24 protein-coding genes are annotated in these 17,264 nt (G+C 62.2%); 19 read left to right on the plus strand and 5 right to left on the minus strand.

All coding sequences use genetic code 11. The annotated features are described in order from the left end of the window. The first annotated feature begins 150 nt into the window (after positions 1-150). From FHX03_RS08610 to FHX03_RS08655, 10 genes are all read left to right on the plus strand, one after another. Positions 151-444 carry a GYD domain-containing protein gene (locus FHX03_RS08610; protein WP_097628310.1) on the plus strand — a complete coding sequence of 98 codons (294 nt, stop codon included), beginning with the start codon at positions 151-153 and terminating at the stop codon, positions 442-444. 179 nt (positions 445-623) lie between these two features. After that, positions 624-1,361 carry a DUF930 domain-containing protein gene (locus FHX03_RS08615; RefSeq protein ID WP_183853292.1) on the plus strand — a complete coding sequence of 246 codons (738 nt, stop codon included), beginning with the start codon at positions 624-626 and terminating at the stop codon, positions 1,359-1,361. A 36-nt stretch (positions 1,362-1,397) separates the two neighbouring features. After that, positions 1,398-2,507 carry a DUF930 domain-containing protein gene (locus FHX03_RS08620; RefSeq protein WP_183853441.1) on the plus strand — a complete coding sequence of 370 codons (1,110 nt, stop codon included), beginning with the start codon at positions 1,398-1,400 and terminating at the stop codon, positions 2,505-2,507. Between the two features lie 103 nt (positions 2,508-2,610). After that, complete coding sequence (locus tag FHX03_RS08625) at positions 2,611-2,772, plus strand: hypothetical protein (protein WP_183853293.1); 162 nt, start codon at positions 2,611-2,613, stop codon at positions 2,770-2,772. A gap of 76 nt (positions 2,773-2,848) precedes the next feature. Continuing rightward, the gene (locus FHX03_RS08630) at positions 2,849-3,640 is read left to right on the plus strand and encodes an APH(3')-II family aminoglycoside O-phosphotransferase (RefSeq protein ID WP_183853295.1); all 792 of its coding nucleotides are present in this window, start codon (positions 2,849-2,851) and stop codon (positions 3,638-3,640) included. Positions 3,641-3,699: 59 nt separating this feature from the next. Then, positions 3,700-4,506 carry an AraC family transcriptional regulator gene (locus tag FHX03_RS08635; RefSeq protein ID WP_097628161.1) on the plus strand — a complete coding sequence of 269 codons (807 nt, stop codon included), beginning with the start codon at positions 3,700-3,702 and terminating at the stop codon, positions 4,504-4,506. Positions 4,507-4,584: 78 nt separating this feature from the next. After that, positions 4,585-5,484, plus strand: coding sequence for a DMT family transporter (locus tag FHX03_RS08640; protein ID WP_183853297.1), 900 nt, complete (start codon positions 4,585-4,587; stop codon positions 5,482-5,484). Between the two features lie 3 nt (positions 5,485-5,487). Further along, the gene (locus tag FHX03_RS08645) at positions 5,488-6,180 is read left to right on the plus strand and encodes a B3/4 domain-containing protein (RefSeq protein ID WP_183853299.1); all 693 of its coding nucleotides are present in this window, start codon (positions 5,488-5,490) and stop codon (positions 6,178-6,180) included. Positions 6,181-6,262: 82 nt separating this feature from the next. Then, complete coding sequence (locus FHX03_RS08650) at positions 6,263-6,661, plus strand: DUF427 domain-containing protein (protein WP_097628164.1); 399 nt, start codon at positions 6,263-6,265, stop codon at positions 6,659-6,661. A 79-nt stretch (positions 6,662-6,740) separates the two neighbouring features. Beyond that, positions 6,741-6,974 carry a DUF6894 family protein gene (locus tag FHX03_RS08655; protein WP_097628165.1) on the plus strand — a complete coding sequence of 78 codons (234 nt, stop codon included), beginning with the start codon at positions 6,741-6,743 and terminating at the stop codon, positions 6,972-6,974. Between the two features lie 210 nt (positions 6,975-7,184). Here FHX03_RS08655 and FHX03_RS08660 read toward each other — a convergent pair whose 3' ends face one another. Then, on the minus strand, positions 7,185-7,430 hold the full coding sequence (locus tag FHX03_RS08660) for a DUF6894 family protein (protein ID WP_097628166.1): 246 nt from the start codon (positions 7,428-7,430) through the stop codon (positions 7,185-7,187). 129 nt (positions 7,431-7,559) lie between these two features. Between FHX03_RS08660 and FHX03_RS08665 the strand changes: the two genes are divergently transcribed. Together FHX03_RS08665 and FHX03_RS08670 are read left to right on the plus strand one after the other, a co-directional pair. Beyond that, positions 7,560-8,279: a Crp/Fnr family transcriptional regulator gene (locus FHX03_RS08665; protein WP_003593196.1), complete on the plus strand. Its 720-nt coding sequence runs from the start codon at positions 7,560-7,562 to the stop codon at positions 8,277-8,279. A gap of 79 nt (positions 8,280-8,358) precedes the next feature. After that, positions 8,359-9,291: a LysR family transcriptional regulator gene (locus FHX03_RS08670; RefSeq protein ID WP_183853301.1), complete on the plus strand. Its 933-nt coding sequence runs from the start codon at positions 8,359-8,361 to the stop codon at positions 9,289-9,291. Positions 9,292-9,531: 240 nt separating this feature from the next. Here the strand turns inward: FHX03_RS08670 and FHX03_RS08675 are convergent, their stop codons facing one another. Next, entirely contained in the window at positions 9,532-10,458 is a 927-nt protein-coding gene (locus tag FHX03_RS08675) for an NADP-dependent oxidoreductase (RefSeq protein ID WP_183853303.1), read from the minus strand. Then, positions 10,458-10,925, minus strand: coding sequence for an ester cyclase (locus tag FHX03_RS08680; protein WP_183853305.1), 468 nt, complete (start codon positions 10,923-10,925; stop codon positions 10,458-10,460). Before FHX03_RS08680 ends, FHX03_RS08675 begins: the two co-directional genes overlap by 1 nt. A gap of 236 nt (positions 10,926-11,161) precedes the next feature. Here FHX03_RS08680 and FHX03_RS08685 point away from each other — a divergent pair, with 236 nt between their 5' ends. The 6 genes from FHX03_RS08685 (at position 11,162) to FHX03_RS08710 (ending at position 15,062) form a co-directional block, all read left to right on the plus strand. After that, the gene (locus FHX03_RS08685; protein ID WP_183853307.1) at positions 11,162-12,382 is read left to right on the plus strand and encodes an MFS transporter; all 1,221 of its coding nucleotides are present in this window, start codon (positions 11,162-11,164) and stop codon (positions 12,380-12,382) included. Between the two features lie 74 nt (positions 12,383-12,456). Beyond that, positions 12,457-13,053 carry a DUF922 domain-containing Zn-dependent protease gene (locus FHX03_RS08690; RefSeq protein ID WP_183853309.1) on the plus strand — a complete coding sequence of 199 codons (597 nt, stop codon included), beginning with the start codon at positions 12,457-12,459 and terminating at the stop codon, positions 13,051-13,053. An 86-nt stretch (positions 13,054-13,139) separates the two neighbouring features. Next, the gene (locus FHX03_RS08695) at positions 13,140-13,493 is read left to right on the plus strand and encodes a DUF1428 domain-containing protein (protein WP_012558435.1); all 354 of its coding nucleotides are present in this window, start codon (positions 13,140-13,142) and stop codon (positions 13,491-13,493) included. Positions 13,494-13,566: 73 nt separating this feature from the next. Beyond that, complete coding sequence (locus FHX03_RS08700; RefSeq protein WP_183853311.1) at positions 13,567-13,989, plus strand: secondary thiamine-phosphate synthase enzyme YjbQ; 423 nt, start codon at positions 13,567-13,569, stop codon at positions 13,987-13,989. Between the two features lie 265 nt (positions 13,990-14,254). After that, entirely contained in the window at positions 14,255-14,560 is a 306-nt protein-coding gene (locus FHX03_RS08705; RefSeq protein WP_064839834.1) for a hypothetical protein, read from the plus strand. A gap of 142 nt (positions 14,561-14,702) precedes the next feature. Continuing rightward, positions 14,703-15,062, plus strand: a complete 360-nt coding sequence (locus tag FHX03_RS08710; RefSeq protein WP_116407085.1) for a hypothetical protein — start codon at positions 14,703-14,705, stop codon at positions 15,060-15,062. Positions 15,063-15,350: 288 nt separating this feature from the next. Here the strand turns inward: FHX03_RS08710 and FHX03_RS08715 are convergent, their stop codons facing one another. After that, on the minus strand, positions 15,351-16,088 hold the full coding sequence (locus FHX03_RS08715; protein WP_097628174.1) for an SIMPL domain-containing protein: 738 nt from the start codon (positions 16,086-16,088) through the stop codon (positions 15,351-15,353). A 281-nt stretch (positions 16,089-16,369) separates the two neighbouring features. Here FHX03_RS08715 and FHX03_RS08720 point away from each other — a divergent pair, with 281 nt between their 5' ends. Next, positions 16,370-16,819: a hypothetical protein gene (locus tag FHX03_RS08720; protein ID WP_246699207.1), complete on the plus strand. Its 450-nt coding sequence runs from the start codon at positions 16,370-16,372 to the stop codon at positions 16,817-16,819. A 157-nt stretch (positions 16,820-16,976) separates the two neighbouring features. Here FHX03_RS08720 and FHX03_RS08725 read toward each other — a convergent pair whose 3' ends face one another. Then, a complete protein-coding gene (locus FHX03_RS08725) occupies positions 16,977-17,123 on the minus strand; it encodes a hypothetical protein (protein WP_003593213.1) in 147 nt (48 codons plus the stop codon). Between the last annotated feature and the right edge of the window lie 141 nt (positions 17,124-17,264).

Here is a 17,264-nt window from a genome sequence, read left to right on the forward strand (position 1 = left end):
CACGCCTAATACCAATGATCCCGGTGGCTTTCTTGTCGCTCGGTGGTGACAAGATTATAGTCCGGCCACGGGGGAAGAAATCGATCGCGATGCGCGAGCGAGGACCGACGCATGCCCGTGTCGGGCGAATCCTCCGATGGGAGGTGCGAAGTGACCACTTACATTGTGCTGATCAACTGGACGGACCAAGGTGTGCGCAACGTTCGCGACTCATCAAAACGGCTGGATGCGGCGAAGAAACTGCTCGGCGACATGGGCGGCTCGTTCAGCCAGTTCTTTCTGACGATGGGCGGCCACGACATGGTGGCTGTCTGCGAAGCGCCTGACGATGCCGTCATGGCGCGGTTTGGCCTCTCGCTGGCGATGGGCGGCAATGTCCGCACCCAGACACTGAAGGCATTCCCGGAAGCCGCCTATCGGGAGATCATCGGCTCGCTCGGGTAGCCGGAAACGGAGATCGTCGAACTTGAAGGTTGCAGAGCTTCGGCTGTGCTGGCAGTGTCTCGCCGTGCTTCAATTTCCGCGGCAGGGCTCCTGGCCCGATTATTCCGGCAAGTTCCATGATGAAAGCGCGCCTCAGTTTCATGATCTCCGCCGATCCTCCGACAGCGGCTTCCTGACCGATGGAGCTGACGGCCGGCAAATGGGATGACGGAATCCAGTGGGGCGCGGCAGCGTCCTTCGCCTTGCATGCCGCAGCGATCCTGGCGCTCCTGCTGCTGTTGCCGAAGGCCGAGCCGCCGCTGCCATTGCCGGATGACGGTCTCTCGGTGGAGATCGTTCCGCAGCCGGTGGGGCCACCAATCATGCCCGAGCCGGCCAGGGCGCCATCGCCAGAGCCGGCAAAGCCAGAAGCCGTAGCGCCCCAAGCCCAAAGGCCTGCGCCGGTTGTCGATAGTGCACCTGCCGCAGCAATGCCGTCGGTGACGCCAATCGTTCCACTGGTGCCAAGGCCGGCCGAATTCACCACGGCAAGCCGGCTGCTCGCCGATAAGGTGCTGACCGATCCGCGCAGCCGGGGCGCCCGCGAAGCGTTGCGCGGCCTTGCCGGCAGCGAGCGCAATCTGCAGCTTTGCGACCTCGAGGCGCTGGAACAAGTCCGCCGCGCCCGGCCGGATATGCGGCCTGACACGCTCGCTCCCTATGCGATGGCGCCGGAGAAGGTCGGCGGCAACAGCGTCGAGGTGAGGGGCGGCGCCTTCCGCAGCAAGGGCAAGTGGTACAACATCCAGTTCAAATGCGGGCTCCACGCCGGATCCGGCAAGGTCATGTCCTTCGCCTTTCTCGTCGGCGATGCCATTCCGCAGGGTGAATGGCAGGCGCATGATCTGGTGGCCGATGACGGGGCGGCCGACCAATGACGCCAATCGCTGTTGCGATCACGCGGTTTTTTTCTTTTGTGGCTTGATGCTGCCGGTTTTAAAGGCCACATCGCTGCTGTGACTGAAGAAGACGTGGCACCAGCGGAAACGCAGCACGAAACGGGAAAACAGCGGCCTGATATCCGCTGGGGCATCGGTGCGTCCGTACTTCTGCATATCCCCCTTGTCGCGCTTCTGATCTTCGGGCTGCCGAAGATCGAGCCGAAACCTGCCGAAGAGGAGAGCGTGAAGGTCGAACTCGTTCCGCCGCCGGAAGAGAAAAAGCCGGAGCCAAAGCCCGAGGAAAAACCACCGGAGCCGAAGCCGCCGGAACAGGCGAAGAAGCAACCGCCACCACCGCCACCACCGCCACCGCCGCCTCCGCCCCCGCCGCCGCAGGCTAAGAAAGCTCCCGTGCAAGCGAAGCCGATGCCGACCCTGCGCCCGGTCATCGAGTTTGGTGACAAGAATAGTGGCCCGGAAAAGTCGCTGACGGGAAATTCTTCTCAGGGTGAAATTAAACCTGCAGCGAACTCGTCGCAGCAGGATATCGAACCGCAGCAGGCGCCGACAAAGACGGCGGCCGAAAAGCCTAAGACCGAGGAGCCTCCATCAAAACCAGTGCCGGATGATGTGAAGCTTCCTGAGGTTGCGACGGCAGAGGTTTCGCCGGAGCGTGATGGGCCGCGGACAGACGTGTCTGGCGACGCCAATACGACGATCGAGCAGGCTAAACCGTCTGAAGAAAAGACCACCGCGACGCCGAAGGTGATTGCTAAAAACAGCGATCTACCCAAGGCAAAAACGCTGTTTTCACAGACTGACGATGGCAGTTCATTTGCGCAAACTGCGATCAATGGCCTTCCACGTAAAAATCGAGTGGCCACGCTTTGCGCCACCGAGCTTCAGGCCCAACTCATTCACGGTTCGCCGCGTTATTTCCCCATCTCATTGCCCAGTTTTGGATTGCGAGCCGGCAGCATTCTTAACGTCGACGATGCGGCCTTTAGCACAGCCAAAGGCTGGTACCACGTTCGTTTCAGGTGCGAGTTGGATGAGGGAGCGACGAAAGTTGTGTCGTTTGCCCACGAAGTTGGCGGGTTGATCCCCCGCAGTCAGTATGCGAAGTACGATATTCTTGACTAGTCCTCGCGATGGGATTTCGTCTCATCGGCAACAAGCCACACGCAAGGAACCGCATCTAGCCTCTCCTCATGGCCGTGATGATACGGTGAGAGAGGACAATGATATGTCGAACGAGATTGAGCATTTTCTTGAGCGTCAGGACGAAGCCGTGAGCGCGCTGTTCCTGGAACACAAGGGCGACGAGCTGACCGATATTCTGGTTGCGGCCCTGGAAGAGGCGTTCGAAATCCTGCTCGAGGCCGCGCCCCCCGAAACCGTTCATTGACGCAGAGACGCGCGGTCTGCTGCATAATTCCTGCAATCGGAATGCGATTTCCCGCCCGTCGGAACGAGGCGCCCAGATGTCCCAACAGGATCAACCGCCTTTGGCGAGTCCACTTGATGCACGCCTCGCCGGTTACCGGTTCGAACGCGATACGCTCGGCCGTTCCACCGCGAGCGTCTTCCGGCTGGAAGGCGAGGGGCAGCCGGTCCTCTATCTGAAGGTCGAGGCAGCGGGGCCGTTCGGCGAGCTTGCCGATGAAGCCGCCCGGCTTGACTGGCTGAAGACCGCCGGCTTGCCGTGTCCCGAAGTGATCGGCCGGGAAAGCCACGGCGGGCGCAACTGGCTGCTGATCGGCGCGCTGCCGGGCAATGATCTTGCCAGTGCATCGGCGCTGACGCCGCTGGCGCGGGTCGAATTGCTGGCTGCGGCGCTTCTCGAGTTACATCGTCTGCCGATCACATCCTGCCCCTTCGATCACCGGCGGGAGAAACGCATGGCGGTAGCCAAAGCGCGGCTGCAGGCCGGTAGTGTCGACGAGACCGATTTCGACGAGACGCGGCTTGGGAAAAGTGCCGAGACGCTGTTTGCCGAACTCGAAACCAGAAGGCCGGGCCACGAGGACCTCGTCGTCACCCATGGCGATGCCTGCCTGCCGAATTTCATCGCCTCCGAGGACGGGTTCTCCGGCTATATCGATTGCAGCCGGCTCGGCGTTGCCGACCGCTATCAGGATATCGCGCTCGCCTGCCGCAGCATCGCCTCTAATTTCGGCGAGGCGCTGGTGCAGCCCTTCCTCGATCGTTATGGCATGCCGGCCGCGGATCCTGTGAGGCTCGACTATTATCGGCTGCTCGACGAATTCTTCTAGCCGTTGCGCCATCTCCATCCGGCAGGCAGAGTGGCCGCAATCGAACCTGCGGACAGACGATGGCGAAGAACCAGTTCAGAATGCTGCGCTCGGCGCTATCAGGCGTCGAAGCGGTGGAGGCGGAAACGCGTCACAGTTTCTCCAGGCACACGCATGAGCAGTTCGGCATCGGCCTCGTCTCATCAGGGGCGCAGAAATCGCTGAGCGGCCGCGGCATGGTCGAGGCTGCGGCCGGCGATATCATTACTGTCAATCCGAACGAGGTGCATGACGGGGCGCCGATCGGCGATGGGCGATCGTGGCGCATCCTCTATTTCGATCCCGAGATCGTCGCCGGCCTGTCGCGAGAGATCGGCGAGGGTGGGCCAGGGCGGCAGGAAATCCCCCATCCCGTCATCCGCAACAGGGCGATCGCCGCCCGCTTCGAAATATTGTTTGGCGCGGTGACCGAGAGCGGGTCGGGATATGGGCTGTTGCGCGAGCAACTGCTGCTGCAGCTTGTGGCCGACGTCATGCGAGAGCGCGGCGGCAGCGACGAGCGGCCGCCGGTGCCGGCGTCGATCCGCGCGGCCCGGGATCTGATCGACGACGATCCGCTTGCCGCCGTCTCGCTCGCCGATCTCGCCGGCGAAAGCGGGCTCAGCCGCTTCCAGGTGCTGCGCGGTTTTGCCAGGGCGACGGGCCTGACACCGCATGCCTATCTCGTCCAGGCCCGCATCCATATCGCCCGGCGGCTGATCGCTCAGGGCATGCCGCTCGCGGAGGCCGCCTTCGCCAGCGGCTTTGCCGACCAGAGCCACATGACGCGGGTCTTCGTGCGCAAATACGGCCTGTCGCCGCGGCTCTATGCCGGCGCCTTTCTCTAAAGTCCCGGCGCCTGCAATTTCGTTCAAGACCGCGAGACGCCCCTGTTGTTTCCTCGGCGTTCCAACAGGAGGCGTTGAATGTCGAGGCAGGTTCAAGGGTATGTCTATCTGGCGCTGGCGATGCTGACGGTGGGCAGCACCGTCATCGCAAGCAAGCTCATCGCATCGGGCCTGCCGCCATTTACCGCCACCGCCCTGCGCTTCGCGCTGGCTTTTCCGGTCTTGCTGGTGCTGATGCGGGCAAGCGGCGTCCGGCTGCCGAAGCTTTCTAGGCACGATCGCCTGATTCTCGTCGTTCAGGCGGGCGCCGGCAGCGTCGGTTATACGACGCTGCTGATCTCAGGCCTCAGCCTCACTTCGGCCGCCGATGCCGGCGTGGTCATCGGCACGCTGCCGGTGGTCTCGGCGGGTATATCCATCCTGCTGCTGCGCGAAAGGCCTGGGCGCGGCCTGCTCCTTGCCGTGGCGCTTGCAACGGCGGGCGTGCTTTCGATCGCCGTCACGCCGGGTGCGGCCGGCGGGTCGCTCGCCGGCAATCTGCTGATCTTCTGCGCCGTCGTCTGCGAGGGGCTGTTCATCCTGCTGAACAAAAGACTGAAGGCGGACATTCCGCCGCTTGCCCAGTCGACGCTGATGGCCGGCATCGGCTTTGTCGTCGCCGTCATCCCGGCGGCTTTCGCGGCGCCTGTCACACCGGATATACCTGCAAGCGCCATCATTGCCGTCGTCTATTATGCGCTGGTGCCGACCGTCGGCGGCTTCCTGCTCTGGTATGCGGGAGCGGCCAGGGTGAGCGGCACGGAAGCTGCGCTCTTCACCGCAGTCGCTCCGGTCTGCGCCGTCATGCTGGCTTTCCTGATCCTCGGCGAACCGATCGGGCTCAACCAGATCGCCGGCATCGCCTGCGTGCTGGCGGCCGTGCTCGGGCTTGCCTTTGCCGGCAGCCGGGCGGCAATGAATATATCCAGAGGGAGATAGGCCATGCAGTTTCGTCATTCCGATGCGATATGGCAGGCGTTTCCGGAGCTTCGCGCCGGCGCGCTCCATGTCGACGCTATCCATGCGGATGCCGATGTCGAGAAGGCGATTGCCAGTTTCAGCACGATTGCCGAGGTCCGGCTGGCCGCCGCGCAGGAGGGCGAATTTCCTGAAATCCAGGCGTGGCGGCGCGGCTTTTCGCGCATGGGGCTGAAGCCGACGCAATATCGCTCAGCTTCCGAGGCGCTGTTGCGCCGCTTCCGCCAGGAGCATGGCCTGCCGAACCTGCATCCGCTCGTCGATCTCTGCAATGCGATTTCGCTCGCCTTCGCCATTCCAATCGCCGTCTTCGACGCCGAACAGATTGCCGGCGATCTCGAGGTTCGGCGCGCCGGCGGCCACGAGACCTATCTGACCTTCGGCGGCGAAATCGAGCATCCGGAAGTAAACGAGGTGATCTTTGCCGACGGTGAAGACAGGGCGCATGCGCGGCGCTGGACCAACCGGCAGAGCGGGCTTTCGGCGGTGCGGCAACAGACGCGCTCAGTGCTGATCGTCGCCGAGGCGCTGCACGCTACTGCCGGCGAGGATATCGGCAGGCTGGTCGCAACGCTTTCGGAGGCGCTGGCGCATCACTGGGCGGTTCAGCCGAAAACCGCCATGCTGAGCCTGGCATCGCCGCGTTTCGAATTCTAATGCATGTCGTCCGGATAGGTCTTGGGCCGGCGGCATGCCCGACCTATCTCAGTCAGATCGATATCTCATGGAGACGAACCTCATGTCAGACAAATCGATCAAGATCCCGGGCCCGGATCATCCGATCACCGTCGAGCACAATCCCTGCCGCGTCGTCGTCACGCTTGCTGGCAAGGTGATTGCCGATACCCACGATGCGTTGACGCTGCGCGAGGCCTCCTATCCGCCGGTGCAGTATATTCCGCGTCGGGATGTCGACATGGCGCAGCTTCAGCGCACCGACCATGCCAGCCATTGCCCCTATAAGGGGGACGCCGCCTATTACAGCATCATTGCCGGCGGCGAGCGCTCGAAGAATGCCGTCTGGACCTACGAAGCGCCGAATGCCGCCGTCAGCAACATCAAGGACCATCTCGCCTTTTATCCCGACCGCGTCGACGGCATCGAGGAAATGGCGTCTCCGGAAGCCGGCACCTTCTGACCACCGCAGGTGAGACACATCTGCAATCGGGAACATGTGGCCCGCGGGCTCGTTAGACTGATCTAGCGGGGGATGTGTCGTGCCGAAATTCTACTTTCAGCTCCTCGACGGTGATGGCGTGGGGGCGACCGAGACAGGATATGAGTTCGCCTCCATCGAGGCCGCGAAAGCGGAGGCCCGGCGCGTGCTGGCGGAGATGGCCGCCGAAGGTCTGCCGGCAGAACCTTTGAACATGCTGTCGGTGGAACTCTTTGACGAAAGCCGGCGACCGCTTGCGGAGATCCGGCTGATCCTCGAGGAAATACCCAAATAGCCGCAGCCGGCAAGCCGTCTACGATGTTGCTCCAAGCAATGGCGCGACTATGTCAAATTTAATTGCCGGCTATGAAGGCGGGTCTTAATGCATGTCGCCCGGAAGTGTGCAGCGGTTCCGGGATGACGACATGCATAAAGAGAACTCAATCGTCGCGGCCACCGCGTCGGACTATGCGGAGAAGATCGACGGCAAGCCTTGAATGGCGGCCTATCGCAATACATCGAGCCACTCATTGTTGAAGATGAGGCTGGCAACCGTAACTGGGTCGCCGCTTTCGTTGCGAACGGTGACGGCGATGATGGTGCGATCACCCGCCGGCAGCTCGTCACGGGCCACATCCAGCAGGATGCGGGTCACCTCTTTCGGAATGTCCGCGCGCGATCTGAGCTCGGTGCCGTGCTCATCGCGTGTGGGACCTTCGCCGTTATGTAGATCGAAAAAGTAGCGAGCCATGTTTTTTCCTGTCGTCATAGGGGGAAAGTACAGATGAAGACAATTGTTCCCGAGGCTAGGCATTGATTCTTATAGAAAATACAGGTCGCATCATCATGATCTCCTCTTGTGCTATCGGCGGAAAAGCCCGTGATTGAAGCCCTGCTGCTCAATCTTGGAAGCCGCGACGTGCTTTCGGCCGAGGAGGAGAACCTTCTCAGGTCGATCTTGGTCAAGGACAGGCATTTTGTTGCAGGAGAGGATATCGTCCTCGAAGGCAGCCGCCCGCCCTACAGCACGCTGCTACTCGATGGTTTCGCGGCGCGCTACAAGGTGATGGCCGATGGCAGCCGACAGATCACCGCGCTGCATGTCGCCGGCGATTTCGTCGATCTGCATGCCTTTCCCGTCAAGAAGATGGATCACGGCATCGTTGCTCTGTCGACCTGTCATGTCGCCTTCGCCGATCATGCCGATCTCAGGGCGATCACCGAGCGCATGCCGCATCTGACGCGGCTGCTCTGGCTCGATACGCTTGTCGATGGCGCCATTCACCGCGAGTGGATCGTCGCCATGGGCCGGCGCTCCAAACGCGCCCATATCGCCCACCTCGTCTGCGAGCTTTTCGTGCGCCTGCAGGTCGTCAAGCGGACGCGCGGCGCCAGCTTCCAGTTTCCGTTGACGCAGATCGAGATGGCCGATGTGCTCGGCGTTTCCGTCGTCCACCTGAACAAGACGCTGCAGGCGCTGAGGCGCGAGGGCGTCTTTACTTGGGAGAACCGGACGATCACCATCGTCGACTGGGAGCGCCTGCAGGAAATCGCCGAATTCGACCCCGCCTATCTGAACATCTTCAAGGAGCCGCGCTAACGCTTTCAGCGACAGGCCTGACGTCACCGGCTCTCGGCATGCTTGCAATCGATAGCGGCAGGCGCCTATCATCCACGCCATGAATAATCTCTCCTCGATCGATCTCAACCTTCTCGTCGCCTTCGATGCGATCATGGCAGAGCGCAGTGTCACAAGGGCCGGCGCCCGCATCGGCCGCACCCAGCCGGCGATGAGTGCGGCGCTCGCCCGGTTGCGGCAGCTTTTCCAGGATGAACTGTTCGTGCGCAGCCCGAACGGGCTGGAGCCGACGCCGCGGGCACTCGATCTCGCTGAGCCGATCGGAAAATCGCTGCGGCATGCGCAGGAGGCGCTGGCCTTCAGCGGCGCCTTCGACCCGCAGTCGTCATCGGCTTCGTTTCGCCTCGGTCTCTCCGAACATCCGGCGTTCGTGCTGCTGCCGAAACTGCTCTCCGCAATCAGGCGGGTCGCGCCGAATGTCAGCGTCGACGTCAAGGGTTTCACCGTCCGCGAACGGGCGGTGGAAATGCTCGATGCCGGCGAGGTCGATGCGGCAATCGGCGTGCCGGTCTCCTCGTCGCCGCGGATCCTTTCGCGGCTGCTTTTCGAGGAGAGCTTCGTTTCGATCGTCCGCGCCGATCACCCAGCGGCAAAGTGCCTCGACCTCGAAACCTTCGTCAGCCTTGACCATCTGCTCGTATCGCCGGAAGGCGATCGTTACGGCCATGTCGACCGAAGGCTTTCGGAACTCGGACTGCGGCGCAGGCTGGGCCTGACGCTGCCGCAAATGTATGCGGCGCCGGCGATCGTCGCCGAGACCGATCTCGTCGCCACGCTGATGCAGGGGATCGTTGAGGTTTCGGATCATCGCGCCAGGCTGTCCGTCCACAGGCCGCCGATCGAGCTGCCGCCGGTCTCCTTCGCGCTGTCATGGCATCGCCGCAACGATTCTCATGTGGGACAGCAGTGGTTCCGCGCGCTGATCGGTTCCGTTGCGGCGGCGAAGCAGGATCGGCCAGGAGACCCGGACTGATCCTGCTTCTGCGCTAAAGCGCGTCGCGTCAAATTTGATTCATGCGACGCGCTTTAGCTCTTTGTTTTTACGCATGTCGTTGCCGCAAAACCGCTGCACACTTTTGCGCGACATGCTCTAGAACAGGATGATTTTAGGCCCGTTGGCCTAAAATCTGAATCCTCTTCTAAATTAACGAGTTAGATCGTGATGTCTTGAGAAGACCGCGCACACTTTTCGGCATCATGCTCCAGCGGTTGCCTATGGCATCAGCAGCGTCTTGCCGCGAGAACCGCCCTTCGAAAGAGCCCGCAGCGCTTCAGCGGTATCGGCAAGAGCAAACTCCCGGCCAATGACGCTCTGCAGGTGACCATCGGTAACGAGCGCTGCCACTGCGGCGAGGCGGCCCGCATCGCTCTGGTGAAACAGGAATTGCGCATCGATGCCGCGCGCTTTCGCCCCTTCGGTGTCGAAGGGCGCCGACAGACCGACGAGCTTTCCGCCCCGGCGGATGATGCCGAGCGAGCGCTGCAATGTTTCGCCGCCGACCGTATCGATCACGACGTCGACGGACGTCAGCAGGGCGGCGAGGTCCTGGCTGCGGTAATCGATCACCGCCTCGGCGCCGAGCGAGCCGACGAGATCGAGATTGGCCGCAGATGCCGTTGCCGTCACATGCGCTCCGGCACGCGTTGCGAGCTGGACAGCAAAGCTGCCGACACCGCCGGCGCCGGCATGGACCAGGACCGATTGACCGGGCTGGACGGTTGCGGCTTCGAACAAAGCCTGCCAGGCGCTGGCCGCAGCCGTCGGCAGACCGGCGAGGCTTTTGAGCGGCAGCGCCGGCGAAACCGGCACGACCAGGCGCGCGGGCACGGCCGCCAGTTCGGCAAAGGCGCCGCCGGCGGCCGGCTCGGTGCGCGCGATCACCCTGTCGCCGGGCTTGACGGTGGCGACCATCCGGCCCGTTGCAACGACCGTGCCGGTGAGATCGGTCCCCAGCACATGAGGGAAGGCGAGGGGAAAGAAATCCTTCAGGTAGCCGGCGATCAGCTTGTTATCCATCGGATTGGCTGCTGCGGCCTCGACACGGATGAGGACATCGTCGAGACCCACCACCGGCTCGGGAATATCGTCGAGGCGGATGTCGCCGATCGCGCCGTAGGCATGGATGCGGGCGGCTTTCATCACGCGCGCTCCTGAAGAAGCGGCATCGTCTTCGGCGGCCAGGCGCCGAGCTGATGCAGCATGCCGAACCAGTCTTCGAGATGCCAGGTGTGGGAAATCCTGTCGCCTTCGAAACGGTGGAATTCATGAAGCGGGATTTCGATTCGGCGGTTCGTCGGCGGAATACCGAAGAGCGCGCCGCGCTGCGTGCCGACGATGCGGGCGCGAACGCCGGCGCGATCGTTGAGGCCGATGACTTCGTCGACCAGGATCTCGACATCAGGCAGGGAATCGATGAAGCCGAGGATGATCGGCTTCAGTCCTGCCGGTCCTGGCCCCTGGCCCGGCGCCAGCGGAATGTCCTGCCAGCCGGGCGTGACGGCTTCGTCGAGAAGATCGGGATTTTTGCGGGTGAATGCGCCGTAGAAGGTTTGAAGCGTTGCATGCTGCCCTGCGGTCAGTGCGCTTGCCGTCGTGTCGATGGTCATGGAAAGCCTCTTGCTTGGGTGACGAGCGAAAGGCTACGGCGCGGGTCTACATATTGAAAATCGATATCGGTTATCTGGCGTCATTCACCACATGAATGCTGTAGTCTCCGCAATCGCACAATCCGGTGAGAGCGGTTCATTGCGATTGACAATTGGTCCGTTCGGGCAGAACACCGTTTTGACCTTCCAAACTCCTGCAAAGGCCGGCGCAGCCGCGTCGGCCGGTGACATCGCAAATGGACATACCCCAAGGCCCGCGGAGCGTTCTTCGCCACCCCGGCTATCTGAACTTCGCTGCCTCCCGCGTCTTTTCCTCGCTTGCCTTCCAGTCCATCGGCATCGCCATGGGCTGGATGATCTATGATCAGACGCACAGCGCCTTTGCGCTCGGCCTCGTCGGTCTCTGCCAGTTCCTGCCGATGGCGGCGCTGACCTTCGTCGTCGGCCATGTCGCCGACCGCTTCGACCGGCGGCGCATCGGCCTCATCTGCCAGTTGATCGAGGCGGTGACGGCACTGGTGCTGGCGGTTGCCACCTGGCAGCAATGGCTGACGCCTTCAGGCATCCTTGTCGCCGTCACCGTGCTTGGCGCCGTTGTCGCCTTCGAGCGGCCGACCATGGCGGCGCTCCTGCCGAATATCGTGCCGGCTTCAATGCTGCAGAAGGCGGTCGCCACCTCCACCTCGCTGATGCAGACGGCGCTGATCATCGGCCCCTCGCTAGGTGGCCTGCTCTACGGGCTGAACCCGGTGGCGCCCTTCGCCGTGTCGGCGCTGTTTTTTGCCGCCGCCAGCGTCAACGTCATCTCGATCCGCCTGCAATGGGCGCCCGGCAAGCGCGAGCCGGTGACACTGGCCTCGGTCTTTGCCGGCGTCTCCTTCATCCGCAGCCGGCCGGTGATGCTCGGCACGATCTCGCTCGATCTCTTCGCGGTGCTGCTCGGCGGCGCCACCGCGCTCTTGCCGATGTTTGCCCGCGACATCCTGCATGCCGGCCCCTGGGAGCTCGGCCTTTTGCGCGCCGCACCGGCGATCGGCGCGCTTGTCATGTCGATCGTGTTGGCCCGCCGGCCGCTCGAGAGCAATGTCGGGCGCAAGATGCTTGCCGCCGTCGCCGTGTTCGGCGTCGCCACCATCGTCTTTTCGCTGTCCACCAACATCGTGCTTTCTGTCGCCGCCCTGCTTGTCGTCGGCGCGTCGGATACGGTTAGCGTCGTTGTGCGCAGCTCGCTGGTGCAGCTTCTGACGCCGGATGAGATGCGGGGTCGGGTCAGTGCGGTCAACTCGCTGTTCATCGGCACCTCCAACCAGCTCGGCGAATTCGAATCCGGCATGATGGCGGCAGCACTCGGGCCGGTCGCCACCGGCATTGTCGGCGGGCTCGGCACTGTAATCGTCGTGCTCTTGTGGATGCGGCTCTTCCCCGATCTTACCAAGGTCAAGACGCTGCAGGGCTGATGCATGTCTGGTGCGTTGAAAGCAGCAGCGGCTGCCGTTAGGGTCCGCGCAAATCATTATTCGGCGGGGGCCGCGTGACGAAAACTTTTCTATCCTATGTCCTGGCGGCGATTTTCGCCGCAGCACCGGCCGCCGCAGTGGCCGAATGGCAGGCTGTGGAAGAAGTGCGGCCCTATTCGATATCGGGGAAGACCGGCGCCGAACTCTACGAATCGATCGGGGCGCGGGGGCCTGAAGTCGGTGCGGGCCGGGTGATCGCGCATACGACCTTCAAGCTGACCTGGACCCGGAAATACGAAGCGCAAGGCGCCGCTTGCATGATCACCACCAACAGACCGAAACTGATCATCACCTATACGCTGCCGAAACCCTCGACGGCGCTGCCGCCGGCCGTCCAGGCCAGTTGGGAGAGCTTCATCGCAGGCGTGCAGGCGCATGAGCGGGTGCACGGTGAGACCATCAAGGAGATGGTCAAGGAAATCGAGGTGATGAGCATCGGCCTCACCGTTGCCGACGATCCCGATTGCAAGAAAATCCGCATCGAGTTGACCCGCCGCCTCGGTGAGATCTCTGCAAAGCAGCGCCAGCGCGGCCGCGACTTCGACAAGGTCGAAATGGGCGACGGCGGCAATATCCAGCAGCTCATCCTCAAGCTGGTGAACGGAGCCTGATTACCGCTGCCGGCGCATCATCCCTGGATCTGTCTGGCCGCGCGCCTATCTCTCCCTCCAGCGCGAGATAGATGGAGAAGATGATCGTGTCCTATGTCGACGGTTTCATCGTGGCGGTGCCGAAGGAGAATATCGAGGCCTACAAGAAATTCTCGACATTTGCCGGCACGATCTGGAAGGAATATGGCGCGCTGGAATATGTCGAATGCATCGGCGACGACGTGCCCTATGGCGAGCTCACCTCCTTTCCCCGCGCTGTGCAGGCCAAGGAGGACGAGGTGGTGGTGTTTGCCTGGATCGTCTACCGGTCCCGGCAGCAGCGCGACGATGTCAACGCCAAGGTGATGGCCGATCCGAGGCTCAAGGGCGACCAATGGCAGATGCCCTTCGACGGCAAGCGGATGATCTATGGCGGCTTCGAGACGCTGATCAAACTCTGAACCGATCAAGCATTGACTTGCCTCTTCTGACGCGCCACCTCGCGCCGATAAGATTCCGAGACGGGAGAGCGCCTTGCCACAGACGATCCTGACACTGTCCACACGCGGACAGGGCCTTTACGAATTCACCGATCAGGCAGACGCCTTTGTCAACCAATCAGGGCGGGAGGAGGGGCTTCTCACCGTCTTCGTGCGCCACACTTCCTGCTCGCTGCTGATCCAGGAAAATGCCGATCCCGACGTGCAAACCGATCTGCTTTCCTTCTTCCGCCGCCTCGTGCCGCCGGCCTCTGATCCGTCGATGGGCTGGGTCGTGCATCGCGCCGAAGGGCCGGACGATATGCCGGCGCATATCAAGGCGGCGCTGACGCAGGTCTCGGTCTGCATTCCCGTCGCGCGGGGCCGGCTGATGCTCGGCACCTGGCAGGGCCTCTATCTCTTCGAGCATCGCGACCGGCCGCACCGGCGGGAAATCGTTCTGCATCTCGGTGCCTAGAGCAGGATGATTTTAGGCTCGGTTGGCCTAAAATCATCCTGCTCTAATTTTAAAAGAGTGAGAGCATGATGTCATGAGAAAACCGCTCACACTTTTCGGCATCATGCTCTGAAAGGATTAATTCTTGTGAATGAGAAGTGAATGGTCGGTTCGAACGCCATTCAGTTTACAGCGTTTACTGTCGAGGCAATCCCTAAGGGAGAACCCAAGCATGTCGCGCAATAACGACATGCGTAGAAATAGGACCAATCGACGGAGACGCCCCATGACACATTTCCTCGCCAAGGCCTCGCTTGCCGCATTGCTCGCCCTCTGCACCGTCCCGGCCACGGTCACCACCGCGGCAGCCGCTGGGCCGCAGACGAATTTCGTCGTCGAGGCGCAATATCACCGGCCGATTCGCGGCTGCTCGCCGATGCATGCAGTGCGCAAGGCGCGCGATTTCGGTCTGCGCAGAGCCCAGATCACTCGCATGTCGCCGCGCGTCGTCGTCGTTTCCGGCCGCGACCATCGTGGCTGGGACCGAATGGTCTTCGCCAATGTCCGCGGCTGCCCGCTGATCCGGCGCTGAGGACTGCGCCGGCAGGCGCCGACACGGCGCTTGCCGGCCGCTTTTGCCTTGACGGCGACACGTTCAGCCGCTTCTTCTCTAATCCGTATGGGTGATTCCCAGGCGGCTCGGCCGCACCGACTTTGAAACGAAAGGTTTTTCGATGATGCAGTTTTTGGCAAAGGCGGGTCTTGCCGTCATGCTGACCGCCGGCACCCTTGCCGGCACGGTGGCGCCCGCCGCCGCGCAGTTGAATATCATTATCGGCGATCAGGACCGTGACGCGCCGCGGGACTACCGCCGTCCGGCTCCGGGCTACGATCGCCCGCCGTCGGGCTACGACCGCCGTCCGCGCGGCTGTGATCCGCGGATGGCCGAAGACATGGCCCGCGATTACGGCTTCCGCCGCGCCCGCGTCGTCGACGTCACCCCGCGCCGCGTCATTGTCCAGGGCTGGACGCGTCGCGGCCCCGGCGAGATGAGCTTCGGCAACGTCCGGGGCTGCCCGGCTCTGCGCCGCTGATAAACTAGAATACCGCCTCGTCTCCCCGATGCGGCGGCCAGAACCGCCTTTGCCAGTCTCCCCGGATCGGCAAGGGCGGTTTTCTTTTTGTGAGGTTGTTCTACGCTCGGTAGACCCTGGAGGGTCTAACATGCCGCACCGCCTCAGATAATTTCCATCCAAGCAATTCGTCGAACGGTGGCAGTCAGCAAGACCTTCATTTGGCCGCCGTCGGCAACCGCAGCTTAGTCCCTCCGCCTTGTGGGGAGGGGTTGGGGAGGGGTGTTGGCTGCCGCCGGCACTTTCATTTCACTGTTCGATCGCAAAAGTCACGGTGACGCTGACAGTGTAGTTGTTCTCGCCGCTCTGCACGGGAACGGCCGAATCGGCCTCCTTCATCATCGTGGCGCGATAGGCCGGCTGCGGCATCGGGCGCGGCACGTTCTCGTTGATCTCGATGATGCGGCCGAGCTTGACGCCGGCGGCTTCGCTCAGAGTCTTCGCCTTCTTCACCGCCTCGGCAACAGCATTCTTGCGCGCCTCTTCGAGGGCTGCTTGCGGCTTGTCGTTGGTGAACTGGATGTCGCCGCCCTGGTTGATGCCGAGGGTGACGGACTGGTCGATCACCTGGCCGAGCTTGGCAAGATCACGCAGCCTGATGGTGATGGAATTGATGGTCTGGTAGCCGATCAACTGCGGCTGCTGCTGTTGACCATCGACCGGCTGCGGGTAGTTGTATTGCGGCTGGATTGAGAAGCCGGAGGTCTGCAGATCGCGCTCGGCGATGCCGCCGTCCTTCAGCGCCTTCAGCACCTCGTTCATCGCCTTGTTGTTCTCGTCGAGCGCTTCGCGGGCGGTCTTTGCCTGCTTGACGACGGCAAGGTTGACGACGGCCATATCGGGCGCAAGGGCCGATTCACCATCCCCCGTCACCGAAATCACCGCCTCACGCGGCTTTGCCTCCTGCGCCAACACAGGCGCTGCGCTGCCGAGCGGCAGGGCGAGAAGGGCAGTCATCAGAAGAGTCTTGGAGAGAATCGGCGCCATGTTTCATTCCCTAGTTGTCGTTTCCCGGATGAACTTTCTGTCGGTTGATTGTGAAGCTATTGCGGCGGAAGAGAAGGGCGAGTATGTGCGGAGAGAAAAATGTGAGGGTGCGGGCGTGGAAATCGAATCCGGCTCGACGGTGAGTAGCGGCCACGGCACAGCCTCTCCATTCCTCCCTCTTCCCACCACCTTCCCAAATCCCCCAAACCTGATAGCAAAGACGGCGGGTTAAGAAACAGGGGCGGGCATGCTGTGACCGGCAAGGGCGCAGCATGCGCTTCATGACAATTCTTTCGATCGGCCTCGCGATCGGCCTGGCGGGCTGCTCCCAGGTGGCGGAAAAGGCTGAAAATGCCGCCAACCGCTCCTACATCAGCTATGCGCTCGGCAAACACTATACGGAGATCGCCAATCTCGGCCAATCGCCGATGGCGCGGCTTTCCGGCTCCGACGCGACCTATGGGCCGATGATCGGCGTGACGCCGTTGAAGAACGGCATGACGATCTACCGGCATATGACGCCCGCCGCCAAGACCGAGACCGGCACGAACTTTGCCGGCCTTGTCGGCAGCTCCACGGTGTCGCAGAGCAACCGGCTGTCCTATTTCCTGGTGGGCGCCGATGGGATCGTCAAGGATTGGTCGACGGGCTCCGTGCAGGGCAGCGCCAGCGACTGCGTGCAATATATCGGCGGCGTCATCAACCGTTGCAACGATACGCGGCAGCTTTAGGCTTCGCTCGCACTCTATGATGTGAGGGTGGCAACCAGGGCCGGTCAGCCCATATCGAGCTGGGGAGAACCGGCAGCGCCCGCAGTGAATTGAGGGCGCACGCCAGCCAGGATAAGGTCGTTTGCCTTACCTTTCGGCCAGCGGACACATTGCGGATTTAAGCGCCGAAATCATCCATGAAAGACGGATGGATCGCAGGCTTGCGCTCTTCGCGGGCGTCGCGAAAACGCTGGGGAACCGCACCGAGACCGGTCACGAAACGGGTCAGGAGATTGCGGTTGAAAAGTTTATGCAGGGCACTCATGGCAGTTCACTCATTCTTTTTTTTGTTAGCCGGCAGCATATATTTTGCCCAAGCTGCCATCGCAATGGGCAATTTTACATGACAGTTATGCGACAGTGCATGGCTTGGGAGATCACATTGGCGTTATGAGTGCCGCCGAAG

Origin of the sequence: Rhizobium sp. BK456 (assembly GCF_014194045.1) — a bacterium.
GTDB classification, from domain to species: domain Bacteria; phylum Pseudomonadota; class Alphaproteobacteria; order Rhizobiales; family Rhizobiaceae; genus Rhizobium; species Rhizobium redzepovicii.

What these genes read in the sequence shown, in the direction of transcription:
- FHX03_RS08615 (WP_183853292.1), top strand. Translation starts at nt 624, where the DNA reads ATGGAGCTGACGGCCGGCAAATGGGATGACGGAATCCAGTGGGGCGCG.
- FHX03_RS08625 (WP_183853293.1), top strand. Translation starts at nt 2,611, where the DNA reads ATGTCGAACGAGATTGAGCATTTTCTTGAGCGTCAGGACGAAGCCGTG.
- FHX03_RS08630 (WP_183853295.1), top strand. Translation starts at nt 2,849, where the DNA reads ATGTCCCAACAGGATCAACCGCCTTTGGCGAGTCCACTTGATGCACGC.
- FHX03_RS08635 (WP_097628161.1), top strand. Translation starts at nt 3,700, where the DNA reads ATGGCGAAGAACCAGTTCAGAATGCTGCGCTCGGCGCTATCAGGCGTC.
- FHX03_RS08640 (WP_183853297.1), top strand. Translation starts at nt 4,585, where the DNA reads ATGTCGAGGCAGGTTCAAGGGTATGTCTATCTGGCGCTGGCGATGCTG.
- FHX03_RS08645 (WP_183853299.1), top strand. Translation starts at nt 5,488, where the DNA reads ATGCAGTTTCGTCATTCCGATGCGATATGGCAGGCGTTTCCGGAGCTT.
- FHX03_RS08650 (WP_097628164.1), top strand. Translation starts at nt 6,263, where the DNA reads ATGTCAGACAAATCGATCAAGATCCCGGGCCCGGATCATCCGATCACC.
- FHX03_RS08660 (WP_097628166.1), bottom strand. Translation starts at nt 7,430, where the DNA reads ATGGCTCGCTACTTTTTCGATCTACATAACGGCGAAGGTCCCACACGC.
- FHX03_RS08670 (WP_183853301.1), top strand. Translation starts at nt 8,359, where the DNA reads ATGAATAATCTCTCCTCGATCGATCTCAACCTTCTCGTCGCCTTCGAT.
- FHX03_RS08675 (WP_183853303.1), bottom strand. Translation starts at nt 10,458, where the DNA reads ATGAAAGCCGCCCGCATCCATGCCTACGGCGCGATCGGCGACATCCGC.
- FHX03_RS08680 (WP_183853305.1), bottom strand. Translation starts at nt 10,925, where the DNA reads ATGACCATCGACACGACGGCAAGCGCACTGACCGCAGGGCAGCATGCA.
- FHX03_RS08685 (WP_183853307.1), top strand. Translation starts at nt 11,162, where the DNA reads ATGGACATACCCCAAGGCCCGCGGAGCGTTCTTCGCCACCCCGGCTAT.
- FHX03_RS08705 (WP_064839834.1), top strand. Translation starts at nt 14,255, where the DNA reads ATGACACATTTCCTCGCCAAGGCCTCGCTTGCCGCATTGCTCGCCCTC.
- FHX03_RS08710 (WP_116407085.1), top strand. Translation starts at nt 14,703, where the DNA reads ATGATGCAGTTTTTGGCAAAGGCGGGTCTTGCCGTCATGCTGACCGCC.
- FHX03_RS08715 (WP_097628174.1), bottom strand. Translation starts at nt 16,088, where the DNA reads ATGGCGCCGATTCTCTCCAAGACTCTTCTGATGACTGCCCTTCTCGCC.
- FHX03_RS08720 (WP_246699207.1), top strand. Translation starts at nt 16,370, where the DNA reads ATGACAATTCTTTCGATCGGCCTCGCGATCGGCCTGGCGGGCTGCTCC.
- FHX03_RS08725 (WP_003593213.1), bottom strand. Translation starts at nt 17,123, where the DNA reads ATGAGTGCCCTGCATAAACTTTTCAACCGCAATCTCCTGACCCGTTTC.